The 24,946-nt window shown below is 39.1% G+C and carries 27 protein-coding genes; 8 read left to right on the top strand and 19 right to left on the bottom strand.

Going from position 1 to position 24,946, the window contains the following annotated elements; all coding sequences use genetic code 11:
* Window positions 1-113: 113 nt before the first annotated feature.
* Genes ACQYAC_RS14360 through ACQYAC_RS14335 form a run of 6 tightly spaced genes read left to right on the top strand, consistent with a single transcriptional unit; the run spans window position 114 to window position 5,799 of the window.
* The gene (locus tag ACQYAC_RS14360) at window positions 114-1,328 is read left to right on the top strand and encodes a CaiB/BaiF CoA transferase family protein (protein ID WP_169057496.1); all 1,215 of its coding nucleotides are present in this window, start codon (window positions 114-116) and stop codon (window positions 1,326-1,328) included.
* Between the two features lie 15 nt (window positions 1,329-1,343).
* Window positions 1,344-2,126 (top strand): enoyl-CoA hydratase/isomerase family protein, encoded by a 783-nt coding sequence (locus ACQYAC_RS14355; protein WP_429943515.1) that lies wholly within the window; start codon window positions 1,344-1,346, stop codon window positions 2,124-2,126.
* A 21-nt stretch (window positions 2,127-2,147) separates the two neighbouring features.
* Window positions 2,148-2,912, top strand: coding sequence for an enoyl-CoA hydratase/isomerase family protein (locus ACQYAC_RS14350; RefSeq protein WP_429943514.1), 765 nt, complete (start codon window positions 2,148-2,150; stop codon window positions 2,910-2,912).
* Window positions 2,913-2,940: 28 nt separating this feature from the next.
* Window positions 2,941-3,741, top strand: a complete 801-nt coding sequence (locus ACQYAC_RS14345; RefSeq protein ID WP_169057499.1) for an enoyl-CoA hydratase/isomerase family protein — start codon at window positions 2,941-2,943, stop codon at window positions 3,739-3,741.
* 1 nt (window position 3,742) lies between these two features.
* Window positions 3,743-4,936 carry a thiolase family protein gene (locus tag ACQYAC_RS14340; protein WP_169057500.1) on the top strand — a complete coding sequence of 398 codons (1,194 nt, stop codon included), beginning with the start codon at window positions 3,743-3,745 and terminating at the stop codon, window positions 4,934-4,936.
* A gap of 11 nt (window positions 4,937-4,947) precedes the next feature.
* Window positions 4,948-5,799, top strand: a complete 852-nt coding sequence (locus tag ACQYAC_RS14335) for a 3-hydroxyacyl-CoA dehydrogenase family protein (RefSeq protein WP_429943513.1) — start codon at window positions 4,948-4,950, stop codon at window positions 5,797-5,799.
* 45 nt (window positions 5,800-5,844) lie between these two features.
* On the opposite strand, the gene ACQYAC_RS14330 is transcribed toward ACQYAC_RS14335, so the two are convergent.
* Entirely contained in the window at window positions 5,845-6,609 is a 765-nt protein-coding gene (locus ACQYAC_RS14330) for an IclR family transcriptional regulator (RefSeq protein WP_169057502.1), read from the bottom strand.
* Window positions 6,610-6,849: 240 nt separating this feature from the next.
* Here ACQYAC_RS14330 and ACQYAC_RS14325 point away from each other — a divergent pair, with 240 nt between their 5' ends.
* Both ACQYAC_RS14325 and ACQYAC_RS14320 read left to right on the top strand, forming a co-directional pair.
* Complete coding sequence (locus tag ACQYAC_RS14325; protein ID WP_429943512.1) at window positions 6,850-7,806, top strand: TAXI family TRAP transporter solute-binding subunit; 957 nt, start codon at window positions 6,850-6,852, stop codon at window positions 7,804-7,806.
* A 24-nt stretch (window positions 7,807-7,830) separates the two neighbouring features.
* Window positions 7,831-9,732: a TRAP transporter permease gene (locus ACQYAC_RS14320; protein WP_429943511.1), complete on the top strand. Its 1,902-nt coding sequence runs from the start codon at window positions 7,831-7,833 to the stop codon at window positions 9,730-9,732.
* A 185-nt stretch (window positions 9,733-9,917) separates the two neighbouring features.
* On the opposite strand, the gene ACQYAC_RS14315 is transcribed toward ACQYAC_RS14320, so the two are convergent.
* The 18 genes from ACQYAC_RS14315 to skfB all read right to left on the bottom strand — a co-directional run bounded on the left by ACQYAC_RS14315 (window position 9,918) and on the right by skfB (window position 24,925).
* Window positions 9,918-11,306, bottom strand: a complete 1,389-nt coding sequence (locus ACQYAC_RS14315) for an amino acid permease (RefSeq protein WP_429943510.1) — start codon at window positions 11,304-11,306, stop codon at window positions 9,918-9,920.
* Window positions 11,307-11,528: 222 nt separating this feature from the next.
* Window positions 11,529-12,287, bottom strand: coding sequence for a DUF4097 family beta strand repeat-containing protein (locus ACQYAC_RS14310; RefSeq protein ID WP_429943509.1), 759 nt, complete (start codon window positions 12,285-12,287; stop codon window positions 11,529-11,531).
* Window positions 12,288-12,311: 24 nt separating this feature from the next.
* Entirely contained in the window at window positions 12,312-12,995 is a 684-nt protein-coding gene (locus tag ACQYAC_RS14305) for a bacitracin ABC transporter permease (RefSeq protein ID WP_429943508.1), read from the bottom strand.
* 50 nt (window positions 12,996-13,045) lie between these two features.
* Entirely contained in the window at window positions 13,046-13,708 is a 663-nt protein-coding gene (locus ACQYAC_RS14300) for a TetR/AcrR family transcriptional regulator (protein ID WP_339164756.1), read from the bottom strand.
* Window positions 13,709-13,893: 185 nt separating this feature from the next.
* Complete coding sequence (locus ACQYAC_RS14295) at window positions 13,894-14,841, bottom strand: alpha/beta fold hydrolase (protein ID WP_429943507.1); 948 nt, start codon at window positions 14,839-14,841, stop codon at window positions 13,894-13,896.
* Window positions 14,842-14,896: 55 nt separating this feature from the next.
* Window positions 14,897-15,196 carry a hypothetical protein gene (locus ACQYAC_RS14290; protein ID WP_169057509.1) on the bottom strand — a complete coding sequence of 100 codons (300 nt, stop codon included), beginning with the start codon at window positions 15,194-15,196 and terminating at the stop codon, window positions 14,897-14,899.
* Window positions 15,193-15,408: a helix-turn-helix transcriptional regulator gene (locus ACQYAC_RS14285; protein WP_012008754.1), complete on the bottom strand. Its 216-nt coding sequence runs from the start codon at window positions 15,406-15,408 to the stop codon at window positions 15,193-15,195. The genes ACQYAC_RS14290 and ACQYAC_RS14285 overlap by 4 nt, the downstream gene beginning before the upstream one ends.
* Window positions 15,409-15,596: 188 nt before the next feature.
* Window positions 15,597-16,202, bottom strand: coding sequence for an ABC-2 transporter permease (locus tag ACQYAC_RS14280; RefSeq protein ID WP_429943506.1), 606 nt, complete (start codon window positions 16,200-16,202; stop codon window positions 15,597-15,599).
* Window positions 16,186-17,061: an ABC transporter ATP-binding protein gene (locus ACQYAC_RS14275; protein WP_025206645.1), complete on the bottom strand. Its 876-nt coding sequence runs from the start codon at window positions 17,059-17,061 to the stop codon at window positions 16,186-16,188. Before ACQYAC_RS14275 ends, ACQYAC_RS14280 begins: the two co-directional genes overlap by 17 nt.
* A 5-nt stretch (window positions 17,062-17,066) precedes the next feature.
* A complete protein-coding gene (locus ACQYAC_RS14270) occupies window positions 17,067-17,438 on the bottom strand; it encodes a GntR family transcriptional regulator (RefSeq protein WP_003217079.1) in 372 nt (123 codons plus the stop codon).
* A gap of 162 nt (window positions 17,439-17,600) precedes the next feature.
* Window positions 17,601-18,728, bottom strand: coding sequence for a DUF418 domain-containing protein (locus tag ACQYAC_RS14265; RefSeq protein WP_429943505.1), 1,128 nt, complete (start codon window positions 18,726-18,728; stop codon window positions 17,601-17,603).
* Between the two features lie 148 nt (window positions 18,729-18,876).
* On the bottom strand, window positions 18,877-19,077 hold the full coding sequence (locus ACQYAC_RS14260; protein WP_429943504.1) for a hypothetical protein: 201 nt from the start codon (window positions 19,075-19,077) through the stop codon (window positions 18,877-18,879).
* Between the two features lie 15 nt (window positions 19,078-19,092).
* Window positions 19,093-19,518 (bottom strand): TlpA family protein disulfide reductase, encoded by a 426-nt coding sequence (locus tag ACQYAC_RS14255; RefSeq protein ID WP_061406562.1) that lies wholly within the window; start codon window positions 19,516-19,518, stop codon window positions 19,093-19,095.
* Window positions 19,518-20,033 carry a HEAT repeat domain-containing protein gene (locus ACQYAC_RS14250; RefSeq protein ID WP_064498196.1) on the bottom strand — a complete coding sequence of 172 codons (516 nt, stop codon included), beginning with the start codon at window positions 20,031-20,033 and terminating at the stop codon, window positions 19,518-19,520. The genes ACQYAC_RS14255 and ACQYAC_RS14250 overlap by 1 nt, the downstream gene beginning before the upstream one ends.
* A 19-nt stretch (window positions 20,034-20,052) precedes the next feature.
* Window positions 20,053-21,474 (bottom strand): sporulation killing factor system integral membrane protein, encoded by a 1,422-nt coding sequence (gene skfF / locus ACQYAC_RS14245; protein ID WP_429943503.1) that lies wholly within the window; start codon window positions 21,472-21,474, stop codon window positions 20,053-20,055.
* A complete protein-coding gene (locus ACQYAC_RS14240) occupies window positions 21,467-22,189 on the bottom strand; it encodes an ABC transporter ATP-binding protein (RefSeq protein WP_429943502.1) in 723 nt (240 codons plus the stop codon). The genes skfF and ACQYAC_RS14240 overlap by 8 nt, the downstream gene beginning before the upstream one ends.
* Window positions 22,190-22,206: 17 nt before the next feature.
* Window positions 22,207-23,697 carry a CPBP family intramembrane glutamic endopeptidase gene (locus ACQYAC_RS14235; protein ID WP_429943501.1) on the bottom strand — a complete coding sequence of 497 codons (1,491 nt, stop codon included), beginning with the start codon at window positions 23,695-23,697 and terminating at the stop codon, window positions 22,207-22,209.
* Window positions 23,690-24,925 (bottom strand): sporulation killing factor system radical SAM maturase, encoded by a 1,236-nt coding sequence (gene skfB, locus ACQYAC_RS14230; RefSeq protein ID WP_061110471.1) that lies wholly within the window; start codon window positions 24,923-24,925, stop codon window positions 23,690-23,692. The genes ACQYAC_RS14235 and skfB overlap by 8 nt, the downstream gene beginning before the upstream one ends.
* Window positions 24,926-24,946 lie beyond the last annotated feature (21 nt).

Genomic DNA, 24,946 nt, shown 5'->3' with positions numbered 1-24,946 from the left:
TCTTTCTTCTTATTGCATGATCAAGCAACCTATGATAAATTGAATTTATACGATAATTGAAATAACTATCCGTTTATCGTATTAAAATGAAAGCGTTTTAAGGAGGAGTTCATATGAACAAGGCGTTAGAAGGTATTACTGTTTTAGACCTTGGTCAAATTTATAACGGCCCCTACTGCTCGCTAATGTTAGCATTTCAAGGAGCAAAAGTAATTAAAGTAGAGCCTTTAAAGGGAGAGAACTTAAGGGTTAGGCGAAAAGGGGACTGCCATGAATTACTTATGTTGAATTCAAATAAATACGGCGTATCAATCGATTTAAAAACCGATCAAGGTAAAGAAATTTTCCTAGATTTAGTGCAGAAATCTGATGTATTAGTTGAGAACTTTTCACTCGGCGCCATGGATCGATTAGGACTTGGCTATGATGTTTTAAAGGAAGTAAACCCTCGTCTTATCTATGCTTCTGGAAAAGGATATGGGCTTAGTGGTCCTTATGCAAAAAGACCGGCGATGGATTTAACGGTGCAGGCAATGGCAGGAGTTATGGCGACAACTGGCTTTGCTGATAAACCTCCTGTTAAGGCAGGACCAGCCATTTGCGATTTCTTAGGGGGAATTCATCTATTTGGGGGGATAACGACCGCACTTTATCAAAGAACAATAACCGGAAAAGGTCAGTTAGTGGAAGTCTCCATGCATGATTCAGTCTATCCGACACTCGCTTCTGCTTTAGGTGCATATTACAGCCAAGGGGAGAAATTTTCCGAAAGAACAGGCAATCAGCATAGTGGGATGGCGACAGCTCCCTATAATGTGTATGAAACGAAAGATGGCTATATCGCTATTCTATGTGTCGCTGACAGACAATGGAGATCACTTTTAACCGTTATAGATAGAGAAGATCTTTTAGATGACAAACGATTCGAGACAAATATTGATCGATCTGCACACACACTTATCGTCGATGACATCGTCAGTAGCTGGACAACGAAACGTAATAAAAATGAGATTGCGGAGCTCTTTATTGAAGCAAACATACCTCATTCCCCTGTACAGACAATTGATGAGGTAGCAAACGATCCGCATCTAATAGAGCGTGAAATGATAAGAGAAGTTTCTCATGCTGTTGAAGGAAACATTAAGGTACCAGGTTCCCCGATTAGACTATCCGATTCACCTTTAGAAAAAGTTTTACCAGCGCCTATTATCGGCGAGCACACAGAAGAGGTTTTAAAAGACTTATTAGGCTACTCGGATGAACAATTAGAAATTTTCAACCATGAAGGTATTATTCGTACAAAAAATCACGAGTTACAAAATAAGTAACCAAAGGAGGGCATTATGACTTCAACCATCTTAACAAATATAAAAAACCATGTATTAACCATCACCCTGAATCGGCCTGATAAAAAGAACGCATTTAATGCAGAAATGATTAGCGAATGGGTTCGTGCGCTTGAAGAGGCAAAAGATAATGACGATGTCCATGTCATTGTAGTCACTGGAGCAGGCAATGCTTTTTGTTCAGGTGGGGATGTTGGCGGGATGAAACAAGACCAAACTCCTTTAGATAATAAAAATAAGTTATGGGAAAATATCCATCGTATCCCATTAACCCTTAAACATATTGATAAACCTGTTATCGCAGCGATTAATGGCCCCGCTGTAGGTGCAGGACTGGACATGGCGTTAATGTGTGATATGCGTGTGATGATTCAAGACTCGAAAGTCAGTGAAGGGTATGTCAAGGTTGGCCTTGTTCCTGGAGATGGCGGTGCTTATTTTTTACCGAGAATTGTCGGTAAAGCGAAAGCTTTAGAACTTTTATGGACGGGGAACTTTATTTCATCTGATGAAGCACTAGCAATTGGCCTCGTGAATCATGTTTATTCACAAGACCAATTCGAAGAGAAAACAAAAGAATTAGCAGAGCACATCGCTTCTGGTCCACAAATCGCCATTCGAATGACCAAACGCGCTGTTCAATATGCGGAGTCATTGGAATTAGAGGCAGCTTTAGACCTCATTTCATCTCATTATGCTGTTATCAAAGAAACCTCGGATCACAAGGAGGGCGTACAGGCATTTAAAGAGAAAAGAAAAGCCGTTTTTCAGGGCAATTAGTTTAAAGGAGAGTGTTTATTTATGGACGTTATTCACTATGAAAAAAAGGGGCAGATTGCTTACCTATACATCAATAAACCAGACAAGATGAATGCCATCGATTCAAAAATGTCTGATCTATTTTTGGAATTTTTAGAAGAGTATAAAAACGATAAAGACGCCAGGGTTTTAATCATAACAGGTGTTGGAGAAAGAGCTTTTTGCAGTGGTAGAGATTTAAGTGAAGCAAAATCAAATCCCGAGGCATTTAAAAAGAAGCCACTTAGAGGCCGGTTATTTAATGCCATCATCGAAACGTATAAGCCTGTCATATCAGCGATTAATGGCGCCGCTGTAGGAGCAGGCTTTGAGATTACATTGGCAAGTGATATTCGACTAGCTGTTTCAAGTGTCAAACTAGGTTTACCTGAAGCAAAAAGAGGAATGGGGGCTACTTTTGGAGCAACGATCTTACCTAAGCTTATTTCACCAAGTACTGCGGCAAAACTCCTTTTTACAGGGGCCCTAATAAAATCAGATGAAGCTTATAATCTACAACTGATAGATGAAGTCTTACCAACTATCGAAGACCTGATGAAAAGAGCTGAGGATTTAGCTGAGGAAATTTGTCTTTGTGCGCCTTTATCTGTGCAGCGTATAAAAGAAACGATATGGAAATCAATGGACGTTCCCCTCTTCCATGCACTACAAATGGATATTGGACCTAATGTATATGAAAGCGAAGATAGATTAGAAGGAACACAAGCCTTTTTAGAAAAACGCCAGCCGATTTGGAAAGGTAAATAGACAACTATTTTGAAAGGAGGTTGATTGGATGTTTAAACATATACTTGTTGATGTTCAAGAACAGGTAGGAACGATAACAATTCATCGTCCAGAAGTAAGAAATGCACTAAATTATGCAACGCTTCAGGAGCTCGAACAAGCCTTAGATATGCTTAATGCACAAGAGAAAATCAGAATCATCGTAATTACCGGCTCAGGAGAGAAAGCATTTGTCTCCGGCGCAGATATCAACGAGTTGAATGATAGAAAAGCGTTAGATTGTTTAAAACCAGGAATGCAAGGGGTTTATAAAAAAATTGAAGCCTCAGATAAAGTGACTTTAGCTGTTATAAATGGTCATGCTTTAGGCGGAGGGTGTGAACTTGCACTAGCGTGTGATCTTAGAATAGCCGTTGACCATGCAAAAATTGGACTGCCTGAATTGAATTTAGCCGTTATTCCGGGAGCTGGGGGAACTCAGCGGCTAAGCAGAATGATCGGGAAAAGTCGAGCTCTTGAAATGATTCTTCTCGGAAAATTAATCACTGGAACAGAAGCAAAAGCCATTGGTTTAGTTGCTCAATCATGTCCTCTCTCTCAATTAAATAAAGCAAAAGAAGACATGATCCAAACCCTCTTATCAAAAGGTCCTCTCGCTCTAAAATTAGCGAAGATGATCGTTCATCGAGGCTATGATTCAGATATAGATACTGCGTTTATGTTAGAAAAACTTGCACAATCAATAGCCTTTTCTACGGAAGATAAAACCGAGGGAATCAAAGCCTTTTTAGAAAAAAGAACACCTGCTTATGATCGAGATGTCAATCCGCAGAATGAGAGTGAGGTTTAATATGAATAAAAGTGTCATTATCGATGCAGTCAGAACACCTATTGGGAAATTAGGCGGTGGTTTAAAGGACGCTTTAGTAGATGAGCTTGCAGCCAAAGTCATGACTGGATTATTTGAAAGAACTTCACTTCCAAAAGAATTAGTAGACGAGGTGATCCTAGGCCAAGCAAAGCAAAGTGCAGATTCATCAAACCTGGCTAGGCTCTCATTACTTCGAGCAAAATTTCCAATTGAGACCTCTGGCTATACCATTCATCGACAATGCGGTTCTGGCTTGCAGGCCATTAACAGTGCTGACTTACAAATACAACATGGTCTGGACGAGGTCATTGTAGCTGGGGGCGCTGAAAGCATGAGTACAGCTCCTTATTACTTGAGACACGCTCGGTTTGGCTATCGTTCAGGAAACGGGGTGCTTTTAGATCCTAACACAGAAAGTCAGCCCTACTCTCAGCCTATTGAAGAATACGGATACTTAACAATGGGGGAAACTGCTGAAAACTTGGCAGAACAATATCAGATTGAGAGATCCGAACAAGATGAATTTTCTTTACGAAGTCAAGAGTTAGCGAATAAAGCCATAAATGATGGACGTTTTGACAGCCAGCTCATCCCATATGAAGTCATCTCAAAAAAGAATACCACTCTATTTCAGAAGGATGAGCACCCTAGAAACACCTCTCTTGAACAACTATCTCATCTAAAACCAGTGTTCAAAAAAGATGGTACTGTTACCGCCGGTAATGCAAGTGGTCGTAATGATGCCGCTTCTGTTTTATTAATAACGAGTGAGTCGATTGCTCAAAAATATGATCTAACACCTAAATCTCGCATTATTGCACAAGCTTCTGTAGGAGTTTCACCTGAATATATGGGGATTGGGCCTGTGTACTCGACTAAGAAAGCATTAGCTCAATGCGGCCTTTCTATCAGTGATATAGGTCTTATTGAACTCAATGAAGCTTTCGCCGCGCAGTCGATAGCTGTCATTAGAGAATTAGCATTAGATATAAACAAAATTAATGTGAACGGTGGAGCAATTGCATTAGGTCACCCAATAGGAGCTACAGGAGCCATTCTTGCGACAAAGCTAATCCATGAAATGGAGCGACAAGGAACGAAGTATGGGATTGTCACACTTTGTACAGCTGGCGGGCAAGGAATCACAACGATATTTGAAAATCTACAAGTATAGGAGTGTATAAAATGACTCAAATCTCTATTATTGGGGCTGGTACGATGGGAAGAGGAATTGCTTATTCAGCTGCGTCCAATGGATTTACCGTCCTATTATACGATATCGAAGCATCTTCTCTATCAAAAGCAAAATCTTCTATTCAACTAGAATTAGAAAAAAGCGCAGAGAGGAATTTTATTAAAACAAAGGATATTCATCCGACCCTACAAAGGATTTCCTATTCAGATAGTCTTGAAGAATCTGTTCGCTCCGCTGACTTAGTGATTGAAGCGGTGGTTGAAAACATGGCTGTCAAATTAGATGTATTCAAAGAACTTGATCAACTGACGAAGCCTGAGACAATTCTCGCTACCAATACGTCTACAATGAGCCCTACTGAAATTGGCGCAATCACCTCTCGACCAGAGAAAGTTGTAGCAATGCATTTTTTTAATCCTGTACACAAAATGAAACTTGTTGAAATTATACGAGGACTAGATACCTCAGACGAAACAGTAAACTTTGTAAAAGAAGTGACGACACAATTAAAGAAAGAATATGTCGAAGTAAATGAATTTCCAGGATTCGTTACAAGCCGAATGAACTGCTTAATTGGGAACGAAGCAATGAATATGTTAATGGAAGACGTTGCATCTGCCGAGGATATTGATAAAGCCTGTAAATTAGGCCTAAACCACCCGATGGGGCCACTAGCTCTGGCTGACCTAGTGGGCTTAGATTCTAGACTTCGAAATATGGAATATTTGTATCAAACTTTGGGAGAAAAATATAGACCTAGTCCATTACTCACTAAATATGTAAAGGCAGGAAAGTTGGGTGTAAAATCAGGTGAAGGTTTCTTTCACTATCAACAAAAATAAACGTGATCTTTCCATAAAGCGTTTATGCTCTATGGAAAGATCATACTACTCATCATAATTATTCATTAGAGAAGATATATCTTGAGCAGCTTCTTTTACAAGCATTGTGAAATTTTTTACCGTATCTTCTTTTTTTCGATAGGAAGGACAATGAATAGCAATACTAGCCAAAATCAAACCTTCTTTGGTCAAAATAGGAGATGATACATTTAAGGCACCTGCTGTAACTTCCCCTTCGGAGCAGCAATAGCCATTTTTCTTAATTAGCTGTAAGTCTTTTTTCAATTTCTCAATCTGTTGAAATCCTTGTTTTTCCGCTTCATCTATCACTAATTCTTGCTGTGAAGGAGTCAGGTAAGCCAAGATGGTCTTCCTTGATGCACCCTTATATAACGGTCTACTAAGCCCTACCGGTGAAGAAAATTTGATATTGTCTTTGCTCTCTACTGAGGCAATACAAACTCCTTCCATTTTTACAGGATCAAGTACATTTATACTGACGGTTTCATTCGTCTCGGAAGAAATTTTCTCTAAAAATGGGTGTGATTTTTCAACCAACTTCGGATTCGGATTGGCAAATATACCCAACCTATAGGAGGACATACCCAATCGATACTTTCCATTTGAAACGTTTCTTGTTAAGTATCCCATTCCAACAAGTGTATTCACCAATCTAAAACCGATAGTTGGCGAGAATTTCAATATGTCAGAAATTTCTTTAACACTATATTCAGATTCACTTTTAGTATACAAATCTAATATCATGAGTCCCCTTTGTAGGGTTTGTGATAATGATTTATTGGCCGTCATAGATAGACATCTCCTTAAACAATAGTAATCCAATTCCATTGTAACATCTTCATAATCATTATGATGATCATTCAGCATGATTTAAAATGAATGATTCATAAATAAACAGAATTTTAAGATTTTATTGTATTGATTATTTTTTGATGTTATATTACAAATATCGGATCAAAAAACCGAATATCGATATAAACAGAGAAATGAAAGCGTTTTACCATATAACCTATGTTGAGGGGGAAAAACATGAGAAAAATGATGATGTTGATTAGTTTTATCAGTGTAGTGACACTTTTATTTTCGTGTCAGAATCAGCAAGGGTCAAATTACACGTTTCCAACTGGTGGCACTTCCGGTGTACTCTATTCAATCGGTGCTGCTTTTTCGCAAACAATGAATGAAAGCGATGTCCCAATCAATCTCACAAATCAAGTTTCAGGCGGAGCAATAGAAAATATACGTCTCATGGATAAAAAAGAAGCAGACTTCTCTTTATTTGGCGGAGATGTTGCTTTAGAAGCCTATGAAGGAAAAGGAATGTTTAAAGGGAATCCACAAAAAGATTCTTTAAGAAGTGTTTTTACGATCTATTCGCAGCCACTTGGCATCGTCGCTTTAGAATCCTCAGATATCCAATCAATAGATGACTTAAAAGGGAAGAAAATTGCTGTAGGCACACCTGGAAGTGGGAATGAAGTGCGGACAAAGCAAGTACTAAATGCTCTAGACCTTTATTACGATAAAGACTTTAAACCACAATTCCTTTCGATTTCAGAAAGTGTAGATGGATTAAAAGACGGTCAGCTTGATGCTATCTTTGTTTGGACTGGATTACCAACCCCAGGGATTATGGATCTAGCAAATATTCGAGATATAAAAATGATACCGCTTACAAATGATGAAGTGAATACGATTTACAGCGCCTATCCCTCTCTTTATCCTTTTGAAATTCCAGCTAAAACTTATAAAGGTGTAGACAACGACATTCAAACCATATCAGTCGATGTCAGCTTATTTGTTAATAAAGATGTCCCTGAAGATGATGTGTACCAATTGACCAAAACTGTTTTTGATCACTTAGATAATCTGCAAGGTACTGTCTCAACACTACGACAGCTAAATAAAGAGACTGCGGCAAAAACGTTAATTGAGCTTCACCCAGGAGCAAAAAAATATTTTAAAGAAGCAGATGTAATCGATTAATAGAAGAGAAATGGGGGAATCTTTATGGAGAATGTTCAATCGAAAGGTCAGCCAGAAAATGCTAGACGTTTTACTATAAGAGTTATTCTATTGATCTCAATCATGCTATCGCTGTTTCATTTATTCACAGGGGGATTCGGTGTTCTAACAGCCATGATTCAACGTAATGTTCATTTAACCGTTGTTCTACTGCTAGTATTCCTAATCAAGCCACTAGCTAACAAAAAATTACGTTGGATTGATGCCCTTTGTATCATTATCAGTATCAGCTCTGGAATCTATATTTTTTATACTTATGATCAACTACTTTTAAGAGTAGGAGCGCCCAATGCATATGACATGTTTTTTGGCATCACTTTAATCATCGTTATACTAGAAGCAGCAAGAAGAGTGACTGGCTTTATTTTACCGCTAATAGGTTTACTGTTCTTACTCTATGCTTACTTTGGACATTACTTCCCTTCAATTTTAAAGACATCAGATATCTCACTAGAGAGAATCATTTCTTTAATGTATTTATCCACTGAAGGGTTATGGGGAACATCGTTAGGAATCGCTGCCACATTCATCGCTCTCTTTATTATTTTTGGAGCCTTTCTTAATACAACCGGGGCAGGGAAAGTCTTTATAGACTTAGCTTTTATCATTGGCGGTCGATTTAAGGGCGGTCCCGCCAAAGTATCCGTCATATCGAGTGCATTGATGGCCACGGTTTCTGGAAGTGCCGTGGCTAATGTCTCCTCAACTGGACAGTTCACCATCCCCTTAATGAAGAAAGTAGGATTCAAGCCTCGTATGGCCGCTTCTATTGAGGCAGTTGCTTCTGCTGGAGGAAGTATTATGCCTCCCGTGATGGGCGCAGGCGCTTTTATTATGGCCGAACTTACAGGGATTTCATATGGAGAGATCATTCTTGCTGCACTTATCCCTGGCATACTATACTTTTTATCAGTCTTCCTTTTTGTCGATTTTGATGCGGGCAGAGCTAAAATGAAAGGAATAGAGAGAAAAGAGCTGCCTGTTTTCAAAGAAGTTTTTTGGAAGGGTTTTCATTTATATATCGGCTTAGGAACGCTCGTTTATCTATTAGTTGTCTTAAATGCATCACCGATGTTTGCCGCTTTTTGGTCCATTGTTGCCTTAGTTCTCTCTTATATCGTCATCTATTTTAGAAAGATCGACTGGAAATTTTTCCTTGAGGCTTTAGAGCAAGGTGCAAAAGGTATGCTGCTCATCTCAATGGCATGTGCTATTGCAGGAATTGTTGTAGGGGTGATTAACTTAACTGGTACTGCCGTAACATTAACATCTCTGCTAATGAACCTCGGTCAGAACAGCATTTTACTCACTCTCTTCTTAACGATGATCGCTTGTGTCATTATGGGGATGGGTTTACCTTCTACAGCTGCTTATATCATTGTAGGTGTTCTTACTGCACCGGCTTTAATTGATTTAGGTATTGATCCTCTACTAGCACACATGTTTATCTATTATTTTGCAAGTCTCGCTCCAATAATACCGCCTGTCGCACTTGCATCGTATACAGCTGCAGGAATTGCTGGAAGTGATCCTTTAAGAACTTCTTTTACGTCTGCACGAGTAGGTTTAGTTTCATTTATTATTCCTTACATGTTTGTGTTCGGGCCGGAACTATTAGGACAGGGTAGTGCAGTAGAAATAGCACTGGCTGTAACAGGCGCTTGTATCGGTGTCATTTTTTTCGCTGCTGCTTTAACCGGCTGGCTCAAAAGAGACTTGTTCTTTTATGAGAGAATCCTCAGCTTTGGAGGAGCATCCCTTTTAGTTCATACAGGTTTGTTAACAGATCTAATAGGCATTGGGATCATCGCCGTTCTATTAACATCTATCTTGATTCGAACCCAATTCAATGAAAAACCGCAAGATACGTACGAAATGAATCAATAAGATATAAGTATCTTAATGAAGCTGTTTTAGCAATCTCTTAAAAGCTAAGCAGCTTTTTTATGTAAAAATAAAATGTTCTATCTTTCTCGGTGTGCCCATTGTGAAAATTCAATCGTACAAAAAATACCCCAATCGTTAGTTTTCTCTAACTTTTGGGGCATTCCGCTAAGTGATAAGATTGTTAGTTACTTTGAATTTGTATCAACTGAAGCATCTTGGATCGGCTTCCGTTTCCCGATCCCAAAAACATAGAAGCTAAGCGCTACTACAATTAAGAACCCAATTGCCACAATCAGAGAAATACGCGTATCCTGATTAATGAGCATAAATACAAGCACCATCAGTAAGAAGCCGATTGTCAGATAATTAGAAAACGGAGCTAGTGGCATCTTGAATGGATGCTGATCAAGCGCAGCTCCCTTCGCCTTTCTAAAACCGATATGACTAATCAAAATCACAAACCATGGCACCATACCAGGAAGTACACTCGCACTATACACATAGACGAAAATGTTTGGTGGCGCAACATAATTGAGGACAACTCCTATTGCTAAACCAATCAGCACAGCGAATGTTCCAAAATACGGCACACCATTCTTCGAAATTTTGGTGAAGAAAGCAGGCGCCTGCCCGTTCACACCTAATGTATAAAGCATACGTCCCGCACTGAAAATCCCACTATTACAGCCGGACATCGCTGCTGTAATGACAACAAAGTTAATAATACCAGCGGCGGCTGTAATCCCAATTTTCGCAAACGTCGCCACAAATGGACTGCCAAGGGTATTCAACTGATCCCAAGGATACACTGTCACAATGACAAAGATCGCACCGATATAGAAAATCAAAATACGCCAGATGATACTTTTGATGGCATTGGTCAGCGTCTTTTCTGGATTTTGCGCTTCACCTGCTGTAATCCCAATCAGCTCTACACCCTGATAGGCAGCAATGACGAGCGACAATGCAAACAAGAATCCGGTAAATCCACCTGTAAAGAACCCGCCGTGCGCCCACAGATTAGACAAGCCAATAGGCGTCCCGCCATTTCCAAATCCAAAGAAAATAATGCCTAGACCTGCAATAATCATTAAAATAATCGTCACAATCTTGATCATTGCAAACCAAAATTCGAACTCACCGAACGATTTAACCGAAATCAAATTGGCAGCTCCCAAAATAATCATCGCAATTAATCCTGGAATCCACGCTGGCAGGTCTGGGAACCAATATTTCATATAAGCGCCTACGGCAATAATTTCCGACATCCCGACAATGACCCACTGGAACCAGTTACTCCAAGCTGTCATATAACCCGCAAGCGGATGAATATATTGATGACCAAATGTAGCAAATGAACCTGTACTTGGTTCAACGTATAACATTTCTCCCATCGCACGCATAATAAAAAAGATAAAGATACCACATACTGCGTACGCGAGAAGAACCGATGGGCCTGTCCATTGAATGGCCTTGGCTGACCCCATAAATAAGCCAACACCAATCGTGCCGCCGAGTGCGATCATTTGAATATGGCGGGCACTTAACCCTCTTTTTAATTCCTTTTGAGCCACTTTTCTTCCCCCTCATCAACAAACAACATAAAAAAAAAATGAAAATCAGAATATTCATTCTGATTGAGAAACATCAATCTTTCGATGTATATTATCATAATAAATCTACCCTTAAAAAACAATTGTTTTTTTGAGGGAAACACTATTATCAAAATATTCCGACATAAGAAGATACTCAAATTGTTTTATATTGATATATTGAATCAAAGGATGTAAGTCACTTTAAAGCTGATCACTTAATAGGAACTGACCGCCCCTTATATCAACTTCAAAGGAACACAGTCCATTTTTATGCACCATTTTGTCCTTCTCTCGATGACAAGAAAAGTCATTCCGGAAAGCGCCGGATCTTTTCTTTACATAACAAGTAAATCCATCATTTTCCGGTATCACCACTTTGACATTTGCTCCAGTTGAAGTAGATTTAAGTGAATTTAGCATGTTTGTAGAATGAATCTGCATCCTTCTACCTGTTACATGCAGATCAACGTCCGAAAAGGCACCCTTCAACTCAATTTTTGACGATGTGGCGTGCAGTAATAATCTTTGTACGGTAAGTTCCCGACTAGAAATAAGCCCACCTACAGTCTCTAAATGGAGATGCTTGATGTCACCTGATAGCACCGTTTTTCCAGACGTTAAATGACAAGAGACATGTTCCACCTTCAATCTCTCTGCCTGAAGATTTGCTCCTTTACAACGAATGGAAATGGACTGTAATTGTCGTTTAGGGAGAACAATAGCGACATCGGTTTTATAAAGTTGAAGCCCTAAGCTGAGTATTTTTTTCCGTCTATCTTTAATGAACAATCGTCCATCTCTTACCTGATGATGCATCAAATAACGATTTGGAAACACTTGATTGGCCGTTTGACGAATGATGAGATAAGGATGATCATGGTGTTGAATAAACACCTCTCCGAGCAGCCAATCCAGCGATAATTCTTCGACCAACTCTTCAATTAGAATTGTATGCTCCATATGTCTCCCTCCTTGTGTACTCGCTTATCTCGCTTGAATCCGGGTCATGCGGCCCCATAATTCCAAGATCACTATGAGGACAGCTATCATCATGACTCCTGACAAAATGACATTCATTTGATCATTTCCATAAACAGCGATTAATACGTTTCCTAAAACAGCACATAGAACAATCGCAGTCAGAATGGTCATGAAAATAGACCTTTTCATGACCCCCACTCTCATCGCAATCATGCCAATACCATTGATACAACAAGTAAACACTAGGTACGTTTTGATCACAGTGAACATCACATCCGCTGTCAGCGCATCCTGAACAATGGGGAAGAACGTTTCAGTGACACTAAACACAACAAATGAAGGAATGATACTACACAGCATGACAATTGTAGAGAAGCAGAGCATCCAAACCATTCTCGAAAGGAGGGATGATCTCATACTGGATGAATGAGGTTCTTGTTCTTTCAATGCAGCCACTATTTCTCGACAATACATCATGGCTGTGACGATCGAAAAAAAGATCATCCATACTATACTGGTCAACAAATAGATATTCGGATATTGCTGAAAACTGATTTCCTGTTCAACCTGTGCAACAAACGCAACAAAATAAATAAACACCAGCAGTACAATACTGACAATCATACTAGCTTGAATATAATGTTTCATATGGCTTTTTCTTAGCTCGAGTTTTACGAAGTGAAGCATAAGGCATCCTCCTATGAAATGAATTTTCCTTTTGTCTCTTATCTGACCATTTAGGTTCCAGGCTGATCATATCCACCAATCCCAGCATAATGCGCTGTGACCTTTTGAATAAATAGATCACTCACCACATCCACTCCGAGACCTTTCATCATCTGTTGTAAAAACAGTAAACGCTGACTAGTTTCCTGCTCATCACGAGCAAATAGCGTAGGGTTCAGCCATATATTGACGAGTAGCATAAACACTTCTGCCACCTCCCCAGGAAATGTAGTCTTTATCGAACCATCATCAATTCCTTCAAGAATAAGATGTTTGATTTTAAGCGCATCCTGATTGACGCCTGCCTTCATTCCCTCAACCACAAATTGCGGATTTTTGATCTGGTCAACCAAGATCCCATCAATCGAATGAGATGTTGGATCTGCCACTAGCTGCTCTAAAATACGCTGCAGCTTCTCTTTCGCATGCGCTGCCTCTGTATGCTTAATCAGATCTTCAAGCTTCTCAGTCGCATGACGAAATTGCCTCTCCATCACGGCACGCAATATTTCTTCCTTCGATTTGAAATGATGATAAATAGCCCCTTTAGACATGTTCAATTCTTGGATGATATCCTGCAAACTCGTCTTTTCAAATCCTTTTTCCTGAAACAGCTTCGTCGACACATCTAAAATTTGCTTGATTGTCTTTTCTGGGTATTTATTTCTAGCCAAATAAAACGCCTCCTTTTTACATACCGACCGTTGGTATGTATTTTAATCTACTTCATGATAAACTGTCAATATAGGTTCTGTATATAAAAAAAAGACCGCTCACACGGTCTCTTTTTTTAACACGAGAAAATGAAAATATTGTTCAATAAACTTGGGTAACTAGATGATGCCGGGAAGGTATATGACTAACGGTGACTCTCGATGTTAGATAGAAATTCTCTAAAATCAGCTGCGATTTCCTTTGATTTCGTATGATGCAAATAATGGCCGCCTTTCAAAGTAACTACTTTTCCGTGATCTACATTTTTCAGAAGCTCTTCATGCATTGGTTTCCAGTTTGGTGTTTCTTTCTCCGTTTGATCTGCTAGATAGAAAACAACAGGGAGCTTCTTAGGGAAATGTAGGCGTTGGGCGTTTTTAAAATTGGTTCTAAAGTTATCTGCCTCACTAGCTTGGCTTTCATCCAAGAAATTTCGGAAAGTCAGCATTTTAATCTGAGCTTTCGTTTGATCATCTACTTTAGGCATCACCAGTTGATCTGGATTCATTTTCACTATCAACCTGTAAAAGCCGGATTGATGAAGCAGCTGTAAGCTGGAGACTGGCAATTCATCTGCATCCTCCTGCTTAGGAAAACTACTATCAATTCCAACAAATGCTTGGACTTCATTTTCATATTGATTCACATATTCTAATCCATAAATGCCAGAGATCGAATGACCCATCATCGTATACTTTTTAATGTTGAGCTTCTGCAAACATTCATGAATCTCATCTACAATGTTTTGACTTGTCCGTACTTTATCTGTATCGTCACTTAAACCATATCCAAATGGTTCAATCACTACGACCCTATAATAAGGTGATAATTCATCTACTAGAGGCTTGAAATCTAGCACTGGTGAAGCAGTTCCATAGCCTGGGAGAAGGACAATCGTTTCTTTCCCATCGCCTTGAATGAGCACATTCATTTGCTTCCCATCCACCAAGACCTTTTGCCCATAAGCTTCTATTTTCCCTTTCTCCCGTTCATTACTAATGAGGTTTACAAAATAAACAGTAGCTAGAAAAACAACCATGACCGTGATAATGGTGCCTATGGAGATCAACATGATTCTCAATATTTTTTTCATTGGTTTTCTCTTCCCTTCATGATGAAGAACTCTAGCTTACATCCATCGATGAAAATTAATATTTTCTTTCACAATAGATGATGCCGATTGTATTTGCGCAAACACTTGATACATACATAAACGTAATCGCTATATAAAACCACTCTGTTGGAGATGAGAATTGATGGACTAAAGATTGAATGATAACAACTAATAGATAAGCTAAAGCAACACCTACAATAGAAAAACTTCCGGCTTTCGCTAAAATAAATTGACCTCGTTCATCATGTTTATATTCACGGTTTTTCTTAAATTGAAAGGCCGTGCTTAAAACAGAAAGGGTAATCAGAGAATAAAGTATGATCGTCGTTATCATTGTTGTTCCTCCTTGTCGACCTCTTGAAATACGTCATACAAATCAACTTCAAATGTCCTAGCAATTTGAAAGGCTAATTTTAAAGACAAAGAATATTTACCATTTTCAATCGCTGCCACAGTTTGACGAGTCACACCTAACTTCTCTGCCAAATCCTTTTGTGTCCAGTCTCTTTCTGCCCGTAATACTTTAATTCTATTTTTAATCTCCATTTCAAATTCCTTTCTTAAAGGATGATTTATTTAACAATATGTTAAAAATAATTAACATTATGTTAATTAACAATAACCTCTTTTCTTCTGTATGTCAATTTTACTTGATTCAAAAAAATAAGAATCACCCATTTTGAAAGTCCTACCTCAAAATGAATGATTCTGTATAAATGATGTGATCATCTGAATTAAAACACTTTCCTCTGGTAAATCGCAGTAGAAAGTCCCCAAGACAGCAAGTAGATGAGCATAATCAGCACAGTTGACCCCGTATATACAATAGGGATCGATAAATTCATCATAAAATTAGTGATCCCACTGAATTGCTCTGCTAAATAGAGAACAACAGGCGGTCCCATAGCAGATAATAGGATAAAGCCAATGAGTACTACCGTTGTGATATAACCAGGCTTTAAAATATAAAACAATGGAAACGTACACGCCGCGAACAATAAAAACAACCCGCTGCCAAGAGCAATATCCGTTATTGAAAACAGCTTCCCAAAACTAAAGAAAGCAGCACTTGTCAGCCCGATCGCAATGACCATATAAAAAACGGCACCAAGATAACGGGATGCAATAATTTCATTCCGTGTATAAGGCAAAGAATTTAAGAGAATATTCGTTTCTGCCTTCTCATCATAAGCATATGTGTTAAATGGAATGAAGACACTAGCGACTAGAAACGTTAATACTGGATGGACATCCATGAAAATGAAAAATAAGATAAACGGAATAAAAATAAGTAACTGCTTCTTTTGCAAAATCACATCACGCTTAATTAAATGAAACATGCGCAACCCCGCCTTTCAAATAAAACATGATATCCTCAAGCGACGCCGGTTCAATCACAACAGCATCCCCAAAAATAAGTTTCACCTCATCAATTCGATCTGTTAATGCTTCAAATCCGGCTGCCGTACGCTGAATATGGATAAACGCCTTTTCTGTGTCTCGATCCAACAAATCCAGGCTCCCCTTCACCAGCGCATAATTCTCCGCCACCTCATGAATCGACTGTTGAAAGACCAATCTTCCATTTTGTATAAACGCAATATAATCCGCGATGCGATCTAAATCAGTCGTCATATGCGTTGAGAAAAAAATCGTTCGATTTCCATCAATCATCAATTCTTGTAACGTGCCGAGCAGCTCTCTTCTAAAGACCGGATCTAACCCAGCAGTAGGTTCATCCATAATAATCAGCTCGGCATGATGCGACAGCGCAATCGCAAGTGACGCCTTCATCTGCATCCCTTTTGAAAATGTTTTGATCGCTTTATTCAGCGGCAGACCAAACTGTTCAATATATTGATAAAAAAGCTGGTCATCCCAGCGTTTATAGGCAGGTGCCACAATTCGTTTGATGTCTTTTAAATTCAATCCTGGGAAAAAAACGTTAGCATCGTAAACAAAACCGATTCGTTCCTTAATCTCCTTTTCATGGGTGCGATAATCTAATCCAAAAATTTTAACCTCACCCGAATCTGGTTTTAACAAATTCATGATCATTTTAATCGTGGTCGACTTACCGGCTCCATTTTCTCCAATAAACCCAGTAACAAAGCCCTTTTTGACCTGTAAATCAAGATTCTGCACAGAAAAGTCTTTGAACCGTTTTGATACTCCTTTGAATTCAATCACATGCTCCACTCATCTCACTCCTCATACAAGAACTTTAATAACTGCTGCAATTCATCAAAAGATAAGCCTAATTCCTTGCCGTTTGTAACAACCGCTCCAAGCTGTTCCTCAATCACCTTCAATTTTTTCTCTCTCATGACCTCTAGGTTTTGCTCGGCAACAAATGATCCCTTACCGACAATCGAATAAATAAATCCTGCCTTCTCTAACTCTTCATATGCTCGCTTTGTTGTGATAACGCTGATTTGTAAATCCTTCGCCAGCTTTCGAATAGACGGCAGCGCCGCGCCCTCCGCCAGCTCACCCGTTAAAATCATCGATTTAATTTGATTCGTAATTTGCTCATAGATGGGCTCCTTAGAGTGGTTTGAAATCGTAATTTGCATATAAAAACCTCTTTTTTTCTGTACTGGTGTTTGGAACAAAATATTGTATATACACTATATATACATTATATACACACTAGAAGAATAATCAACCATTTTTTGATTGCAATACAACTAAAAAAACCGCACAGCTCTTCAGCTATGCGGTCTTCCCCAAAAAATTTATCTCCAATACACCCATTTTCCCATCATCCACTCCACCGGACCTCTTCTCCATTTTTTCAAATAGAGATTGCTGATGAACAGCTGTGCTGTGTACAGTCCGACAGCGAGCAGCAACCCAAACATTGACCCCATCTGTCCAAATAGACCAAGTCCATAAGAATAGAAAATCGTTGTACAAATGATCGACTGCGCCAAATAATTTGATAGGGACAAACGGCCAAGCCCTGCAAGCAGACGTTTGAGGCCTTGGGCTGCCTTCGAATAGTAAAACACAATAAAAGCTTGAATATACCCGATCGCCAGCACATATCCACCGAGAATCATAACGAATTCACTCCAAGGCGCATCAATTAAGGTCGCACATTTAAGCGCAAGCCCGACGACAATCATCCAGACCCAGCCTTTACGATAAGCGATTCCTCGATCTTCTTCTGTTAGATGCCCTCGTTTACCAATCACCATACCTAGCAATGCGAACGGCCCCGCCATCATCGTACCGAAAAGAAACCCTAGTATCGGCATAAGCGTAATGCTCACGATCGCCAGAATAATGGTCACAATTAGCATATCGTCTTCAACCGTAATCCGGCTGAGCAAAATATCCCCATAAGCACCTTTCGCATACACATCGGTTAATAATTCATCAGTCCCATAAACAAGTTTCATCATGTAGGGTACAACAACTAAAGACAACGCCCCTAACACACCCGACCAAATCAGCATTGTTTTGATCCGGCTGCTCAAAAACATCATCAAGAAAAACGTACAAGCTCCATAATAAAGAAGAATGTCGCCATTCCAAATAAAGATATAATGCAGCATTCCAAGCACAATCAGACCAAAGCCTCGGCGAACGACAATGGCATTCGTATTGAGCCCCTTAGCTTTTGTAGACTCAATCAGTTTGATAAAAGAATACCCAAACAAAAAGGAGAAAATCGGATAAAACGACCCCTGGAACAATATCTCCGTCACATATACCCCGAATTCCTGTCCCCATATGCTCGGATCAAACATCTTCTCAAAATCATAATCATATTGAAAATTAAGCATATTCACGATCAAAATACCTAATAAACTAAAACCACGCAAACTATCAATTAACTCAACCCTAGATCCTTTCAACACGACAGCTCCTCCGAATAATATAAAAGCATATATATCCTACCACACTTTCAAAAAATTGGTCTCTACACCCATGTAAAAACATACTTTTTAAGGTAAATTTAACAAAAAAACCTAGAATATACATTCTAGGTATCATACTGATGAATTATGAATGCTGATTTTCTTCTTCTTCCCGCAGCACACGCTTCAAATAAAACAAAATTCCCAAACCGAATAAAATCAACGCCATTTCCAAGTCTGCAGAAATCGGCAACCATTTTAGCATCATTAAAATCAACAAAACCGCTCCAACCCCTGCGAAAAAAATGACGTTTCTTTTTAATTCTTTGTTTGATTGAAACAACACTCTCTCCTCCACTATTTATCCAATTGAATGTTTTTCTAACTTTTTCAATATTCTTTCCCAGCCGGTATCTCCCATTTTCCGATCTATTAACTGCCCCTCTTGATTAAAGAGGCAAAAGCTAGGTAATCCTTGAATCTTATACTTTGCAACAATCTCATAATCCTGATCCAATACAATAGGAGCGGTCATATTCTTTTCCTCTGCATACTCTGAAACAACATATTCCGATTTTTCCTCTTCTGTATATGGAACATGGACACAGGTTAAATGAATACCCAGTTCATTCACACGTTGTAGAATATGATTGGTTAATTCTTCACAATTAGGACAGTTGACTGACCAAAAATAAAGAAGCTGATGCTGTCCCTTAGGTAAACTCCTTTGATCTGAAGGGTAAATCCAAGGTAGATTCTCAGGCCAGTTGAGTTTCTGCGTTTCCACTATTCATCCCCCTTTTCCTTTAGCTGAAAAGCAATAATCTTCCCTAATGCTTCCTCTGCTGCAAAAGGAGTAACGCTGCCTGTTGGATTTTCTTGTTCTTGTTTTAAGCACTCGTACATGTTTTTTTCAATTTTTGATGGATCAATCCAAGAGATACACCATGATGCCCAGAAACAAGTAGGTCCCTCATAACGTTTAGCCAGTGCCAGAAGGAATGGCAAGCTAGGCTGCCCAATCCTCATGAGTGACATGGCAGCGGCCATTCTTGTATCTTCTTCGTCACTTTCTAATAGCCGAGCTAACGGTTCTGCTGCGTCCCCCGCATCTGCTCCAAATTCACCAAGTACAGCTGCTGCAATGTTCCGCAGAGAGCCTTTTTCTTTTAAAGCCTCAACAAGGACGGGCACTGCATCTTTTCCATATTTTCTTAAATCTCCTATTGCTTGAACGATCGTTACTTCATTTGTATTGGCCAATTGTTGAACGGATTGAGACAGCTTATTTTCTGGTTTCATTTACAATCAACTCCTCTTTTTAATGAACCGCACGGTATCGATAACAAAGCACATAAAATCCAGCTCCAGCCACTAGGGATACAATTGTAGTCAACAAGCCATCAGTGATGAGATGAATGCTAATAATGACCATAGCACTCATCACAGACGCAAATAGTAAGGATCGATAATAGGCGGCCAAAGCAAAACTCCTTTCTCGTCTCAGAGGCTGCATAAAGGCAAAGAGCCGTATGGCCAAAAACCATATATAAACTCCTCCACCAAATAAGGTCCCATACAATACATCCTGAATACCAGCCAATAAAAGAGAAACCAAGTAGAACGCATACAGCCAAAAGGTTTGAAACACTTCTAACAGAATGATTTTTTGATATAAAGCGCCTGGAAAAAGGTAGAGCACTCCTGTTTGTGCGTGTCTTACAATCCCTGCATAATATGAACTAAAAAGAACGGATGCCGCAATGACGATCAAGAATAGATTCAGCCAATCTGAAAAATAAGTAAAGACAACATAGTAAGTACCAATTAACAGCATGGTAGATAGTACATGGAAAATCATATACTTTTTTATCAGCAATAATTCAATCCAAAGAAAAGCCCAAATGCCCGTTAATGCCGGAAGTCCCCACCATGTCCTGCTCTTTTTTTGAACGATTGGACTTGATTGAATATGTTTCCCCTCAAATTCCTCCCAAAATACTGCTTCCTTGACTAAAGACTCCTTCATCTCTAAACGATGACTAGCCTTGTACATCATCATGAAAGATAGAAACATCACTCCAATAAAAATGAAGACAGAAAGAATGGAGAACTCTTCGATCATACGTCCAGATTGAAACATTAAAGAATCAGCAAAGTTCATCAATGAGGGCTGTTTCATCATTAATTGATTCAAAACAAGCAGTGCATAGCTGAAAAACATCAATACAAAGCCGAGTAAGAGCAGTCGCTTATATACTCTAATGGTTCTAGCACAAGACACCGCAATCATCCAAGTTTCGACCAAACATAACAGCCCTGTCAGGATAAGTGATTTGCCAAGCAGAAACGGGTACTGCTGCGTCATAAAAAACAGAAGAAGGTCCGCAGCCAAAGCAGAGATAATGAGAAGAGCCCCTCGCCAGAAAATGTGATACATCCACACACTGATAACAACCGGCCATAAAGAAGCGCCATTTCCATATAACCAAATGATATCGTTCATCTGACTAGGCAGCCGATTCGTAAACAAACCAAAACCCGTATAAAGAACAAACAAACAGACAATAATCCATCCTGCTGCACTTGTATCCCAATCACCCATACTTGAAACTGCGCTTAGCTGAAAACCAATTGCCGCTATGAAAAGAAGTAAGATCAGAAAAGGCATTTTCTTTTCTTGATTTTTACTGATCAAGCGCCTTTGAGATTTCATCCATAAAAGGGAGAGTGTGTTATTCACTTGACCACTCCCCCAGAAGTTGAATGACTTCTGCCCTCCACTCAACCTGTTCTTCCTTTATTTGAGGAACATCCATACTCTTCATGATGGCACCGTCTCGAATCAATACCACCCTACTGGCTGTATCGAGAACGAACTCCAGACTATGAGTCGACACAAAGACCGACCCACCTTGACTGCTTTTTTGTCTCAGCCAATCCGACAGCCACTGTTTTGACGGTATATCTAACCCAACAGTCGGTTCATCTAATATAAAAAGGGAGGCATCTTGAACAATGGCCCCTGCTAAGACAACACGCTGCTTTTGGCCTCTTGACAGCCTTCCGCACAGTTCATTCATCTTTTTTTCCATATTTACTTCTTTCAACGCTCCATATACCTTTTCCTTGATCTGTTTTAAGCCTTTATGATATCCACGTGCACGGAATTGAACATGTTCAGCAGCCGTTAGGTCTGGATACAAATAGGGGTGATCAGGAATAAGCGCGACTTGTTTTTGAACATGGGAATGACCAGGCGGGAAACCCTCTATGAGAATTTCCCCTCCATCTGGTTTATATAGACCCGTTAAACATCGAATCGTTGTCGTCTTCCCGGCACCATTAGGCCCAAGCAGTGCCACAACCTCACCTGCTTCGATGGAAAACGACAAATCCTCTATCCCATCACCATTGCTATATCGTTTGCTTACATTCTGAACCTCCATGAATGGCATCAAATCTCTCCCTTTGATTAGAGTGATGTATGCTGAGGCTTCTTGGTATGTAGATATCTTTGAAGTTTAAATTGCCATAAGGGCATACAAACGAGCACTAAATTGTGAACAAAATGTGCCGCCAGTACACTAATAAATCCATAATTCACAAAAAGAAAACCAAGGAAGCACCCAAAAACAAAAAGATGCGTCCAGCGAATCCATCTTGGATCATATCCTGTCACCTGATGCATAATTGCCCACAGTAAAGATGATATTAAAATGGACAATATCATACTCCCACTTAACCAAAATATTAAAGAAATCATTAAGAGTCGGTAAATGACTTCTTCTCCAATAGAACTTTGCAGGCTCATATTAAGCCCTTGTCTTAAGGTAAAGCCGGATAAGAACATACTCCTATTTGATAATTCTGGTGATATACGTAATCGATTCATTCTCTCTAACAAATAAAAAACAAGTGATGTGATACCTAAACTAATTATTCCGGCGCTAAGACCGATAAATATCTGGACAATGCTTTGATCTAGAAATTTTAGTCCTAATTCATTCACAAGAGCACCTCCTGCCAATGAACATATAAATACTACAAATCCTGTCAATAATCCTGCAAACAAAGTAGATAGTATGCCAAGTAATTGAACAGTATGAACACTCATCCTAGCATCGTAAGCATTTACTATCGTTAGTTGTATATCTTCCTTTATTGTGAGAGATTGCACTAGTACAATAATCAAACCCAGTATAAGACTTAATGTGATTTGAATTTGGACATTCATTAAGACTAAAACTAATATAGCAATGATCATCGCAGCGGCAGACCCTAACATACCTGAGATGCCAAAAGTAGACTCAACTTGTTCATCTCTTATTACTTTGTTCATTTGATCTGTTAGAATCTCTGTATCTGTGCCGATATAAGTGATCACACCAGATTGCAATTCAACTGTTACCTTAAGTCGAATATCTTCCTTTTCAGCAAGATACCAATACGTTTTGATTTCACGAAAATCCTCTTCTTTTGAACCTGAACCAGTTGGTTTGGTCTTAGCCCATAATCCCTTTGAAGAATAAGTTAATTGTTCTTTTAATCCTTCTAATGATATTTGAGCACCTTTATTAGGTAATGAAGTTTGCCTTACATCGGCGTAAAAAAAAGTAACTTCGCGTTTTGCGTTTACTCCTATGACGAATGATTGATTTTGATGAACAAAGCGAACACGCCATGACTCTACCAAGCCCATTTCGTGAAGTATACGTCGATTTTTATTCAGTAAACCTAGATGATGTAGTTTATTCACGGTTTCATGGTCATACCAATAGACTGAATAAACATCCCATTCTTCTACATCCACGCCTACAAATTCTTTAATAAAGTCGATACTGACTTTTCTTGCCTCACTTTTATCTAAAAGATTTGATTCTATAGTTGATACTCTATACTTCATGAATAGGACAAGTCCTATCACTCCTAGAGCTGTCCACATAATGATAGTAAAACTATTCATGTACAGCTCCTGCTTTCATCTCATTTTCAAATGGAAGGTCTGGTTCTGAAAGTTCAACTTTCCCAATACATTTACAGTTTTTTGCTTCACATTTCAATTTCATTAGACGTGCTGGTGAGCCAATATCAGAAAATGAATCTGTTAGAATATGACCTAAAGAGATATCCTCTAATTGACAAGGTGTCACATACCCATCTGCCCTGATATACCAGGCCAGATAACCAGGCGTACAAAAATCAGTTGTAAAAGAACTTTCTTCGTGTTCCCAGTCTATTATATTCAGGTGTTGATCCCATTTATGACGTGCCTGCTGTAATTGACTTTGAACACGCTGTTCAAATGACTTCTCCAGTGCTTTAAAGTTCTTTGTAGCACGCCCAACGGATAAAGTCTTTCCAGCACGAAAAATGGCAGCATTTACTCTTGCACAATGATCTATAACCTCTGTAACTTGATCAACGTTTATTTCATTGATCGTCATTGCAACAATTACGGGGACATTCATTTCTGCTAAATGTTTGATCGTTTCCATACTCTCTTGAAAAGCACCTTTTCTTCCTCTTAATGAATCATGAGTTTCGCTCGTACCGTCAATACTAATTTGTACAGTTACATTGCCCAAATGACTAAGAAGTTCTACTTCTTCATTTCTCCAGTTTAGTCCATTACTAAACACATTTACATTCGTAAATAATGAGCTGGCAGCCATTACAATCTCTTTAAAACCTTTGATTAACTTTGCTTCACCCCCAGTTAAAGTAACATCAGCTACTCCCTGGGCTGCTAACTTTTGCATTACCTCGATCCATTGTGAACATGTTAACTCATTGGGATAAGGCTTCCCCGAACTGGCATAGCAGAATGAACAACCTAAGTTACAGGCATTGGTTAATTGCAGAGTACAGCTAATAGGTAAATAGGATTGTAGCGATCCAGAAAATTGAATTGGCTGATCCAATAACCCCTGTGTCCAAGCCTCTGTAAAAGGATGGGCACTCAACTCTTCACGCAACTGATCAGCCGTCAGCTCTTCTTTTTTAACGATCTCCCAAATTCGAGCAGTTTTACTTAAATCTTTATTCTTAGATAATAGAAATGCAAGTTGAGCGCCTCTCCCACTCAATCTAAAATAATACATCGATTTTCTATCTATCATGACGGCCCCATGAGGCTGTAAATGGATGCCTAATTCAGGTAACTCATATTCTGCAATTTGATTATTCGACATAAAAAACACCCCTTTTTATAG

The sequence above is a fragment of the Bacillus sp. MM09(2025) genome, from assembly GCF_050496725.1.
Taxonomy (GTDB): domain Bacteria; phylum Bacillota; class Bacilli; order Bacillales; family Bacillaceae; genus Bacillus; species Bacillus pumilus.
This window is presented reverse-complemented; position numbering and strand designations above follow the sequence as displayed.

Coding starts and splice junctions, on each gene's coding strand:
- ACQYAC_RS14360 (WP_169057496.1), top strand. CDS start 114: ATGAACAAGGCGTTAGAAGGTATTACTGTTTTAGACCTTGGTCAAATT.
- ACQYAC_RS14355 (WP_429943515.1), top strand. CDS start 1,344: ATGACTTCAACCATCTTAACAAATATAAAAAACCATGTATTAACCATC.
- ACQYAC_RS14350 (WP_429943514.1), top strand. CDS start 2,148: ATGGACGTTATTCACTATGAAAAAAAGGGGCAGATTGCTTACCTATAC.
- ACQYAC_RS14345 (WP_169057499.1), top strand. CDS start 2,941: ATGTTTAAACATATACTTGTTGATGTTCAAGAACAGGTAGGAACGATA.
- ACQYAC_RS14340 (WP_169057500.1), top strand. CDS start 3,743: ATGAATAAAAGTGTCATTATCGATGCAGTCAGAACACCTATTGGGAAA.
- ACQYAC_RS14335 (WP_429943513.1), top strand. CDS start 4,948: ATGACTCAAATCTCTATTATTGGGGCTGGTACGATGGGAAGAGGAATT.
- ACQYAC_RS14330 (WP_169057502.1), bottom strand. CDS start 6,609: ATGACGGCCAATAAATCATTATCACAAACCCTACAAAGGGGACTCATG.
- ACQYAC_RS14325 (WP_429943512.1), top strand. CDS start 6,850: ATGAGAAAAATGATGATGTTGATTAGTTTTATCAGTGTAGTGACACTT.
- ACQYAC_RS14320 (WP_429943511.1), top strand. CDS start 7,831: ATGGAGAATGTTCAATCGAAAGGTCAGCCAGAAAATGCTAGACGTTTT.
- ACQYAC_RS14310 (WP_429943509.1), bottom strand. CDS start 12,287: ATGGAGCATACAATTCTAATTGAAGAGTTGGTCGAAGAATTATCGCTG.
- ACQYAC_RS14305 (WP_429943508.1), bottom strand. CDS start 12,995: ATGCTTCACTTCGTAAAACTCGAGCTAAGAAAAAGCCATATGAAACAT.
- ACQYAC_RS14295 (WP_429943507.1), bottom strand. CDS start 14,841: ATGAAAAAAATATTGAGAATCATGTTGATCTCCATAGGCACCATTATC.
- ACQYAC_RS14290 (WP_169057509.1), bottom strand. CDS start 15,196: ATGATAACGACGATCATACTTTATTCTCTGATTACCCTTTCTGTTTTA.
- ACQYAC_RS14285 (WP_012008754.1), bottom strand. CDS start 15,408: ATGGAGATTAAAAATAGAATTAAAGTATTACGGGCAGAAAGAGACTGG.
- ACQYAC_RS14280 (WP_429943506.1), bottom strand. CDS start 16,202: ATGTTTCATTTAATTAAGCGTGATGTGATTTTGCAAAAGAAGCAGTTA.
- ACQYAC_RS14270 (WP_003217079.1), bottom strand. CDS start 17,438: ATGCAAATTACGATTTCAAACCACTCTAAGGAGCCCATCTATGAGCAA.
- ACQYAC_RS14250 (WP_064498196.1), bottom strand. CDS start 20,033: ATGAAACCAGAAAATAAGCTGTCTCAATCCGTTCAACAATTGGCCAAT.
- ACQYAC_RS14240 (WP_429943502.1), bottom strand. CDS start 22,189: ATGCCATTCATGGAGGTTCAGAATGTAAGCAAACGATATAGCAATGGT.
- ACQYAC_RS14235 (WP_429943501.1), bottom strand. CDS start 23,697: ATGAATAGTTTTACTATCATTATGTGGACAGCTCTAGGAGTGATAGGA.
- skfB (WP_061110471.1), bottom strand. CDS start 24,925: ATGTCGAATAATCAAATTGCAGAATATGAGTTACCTGAATTAGGCATC.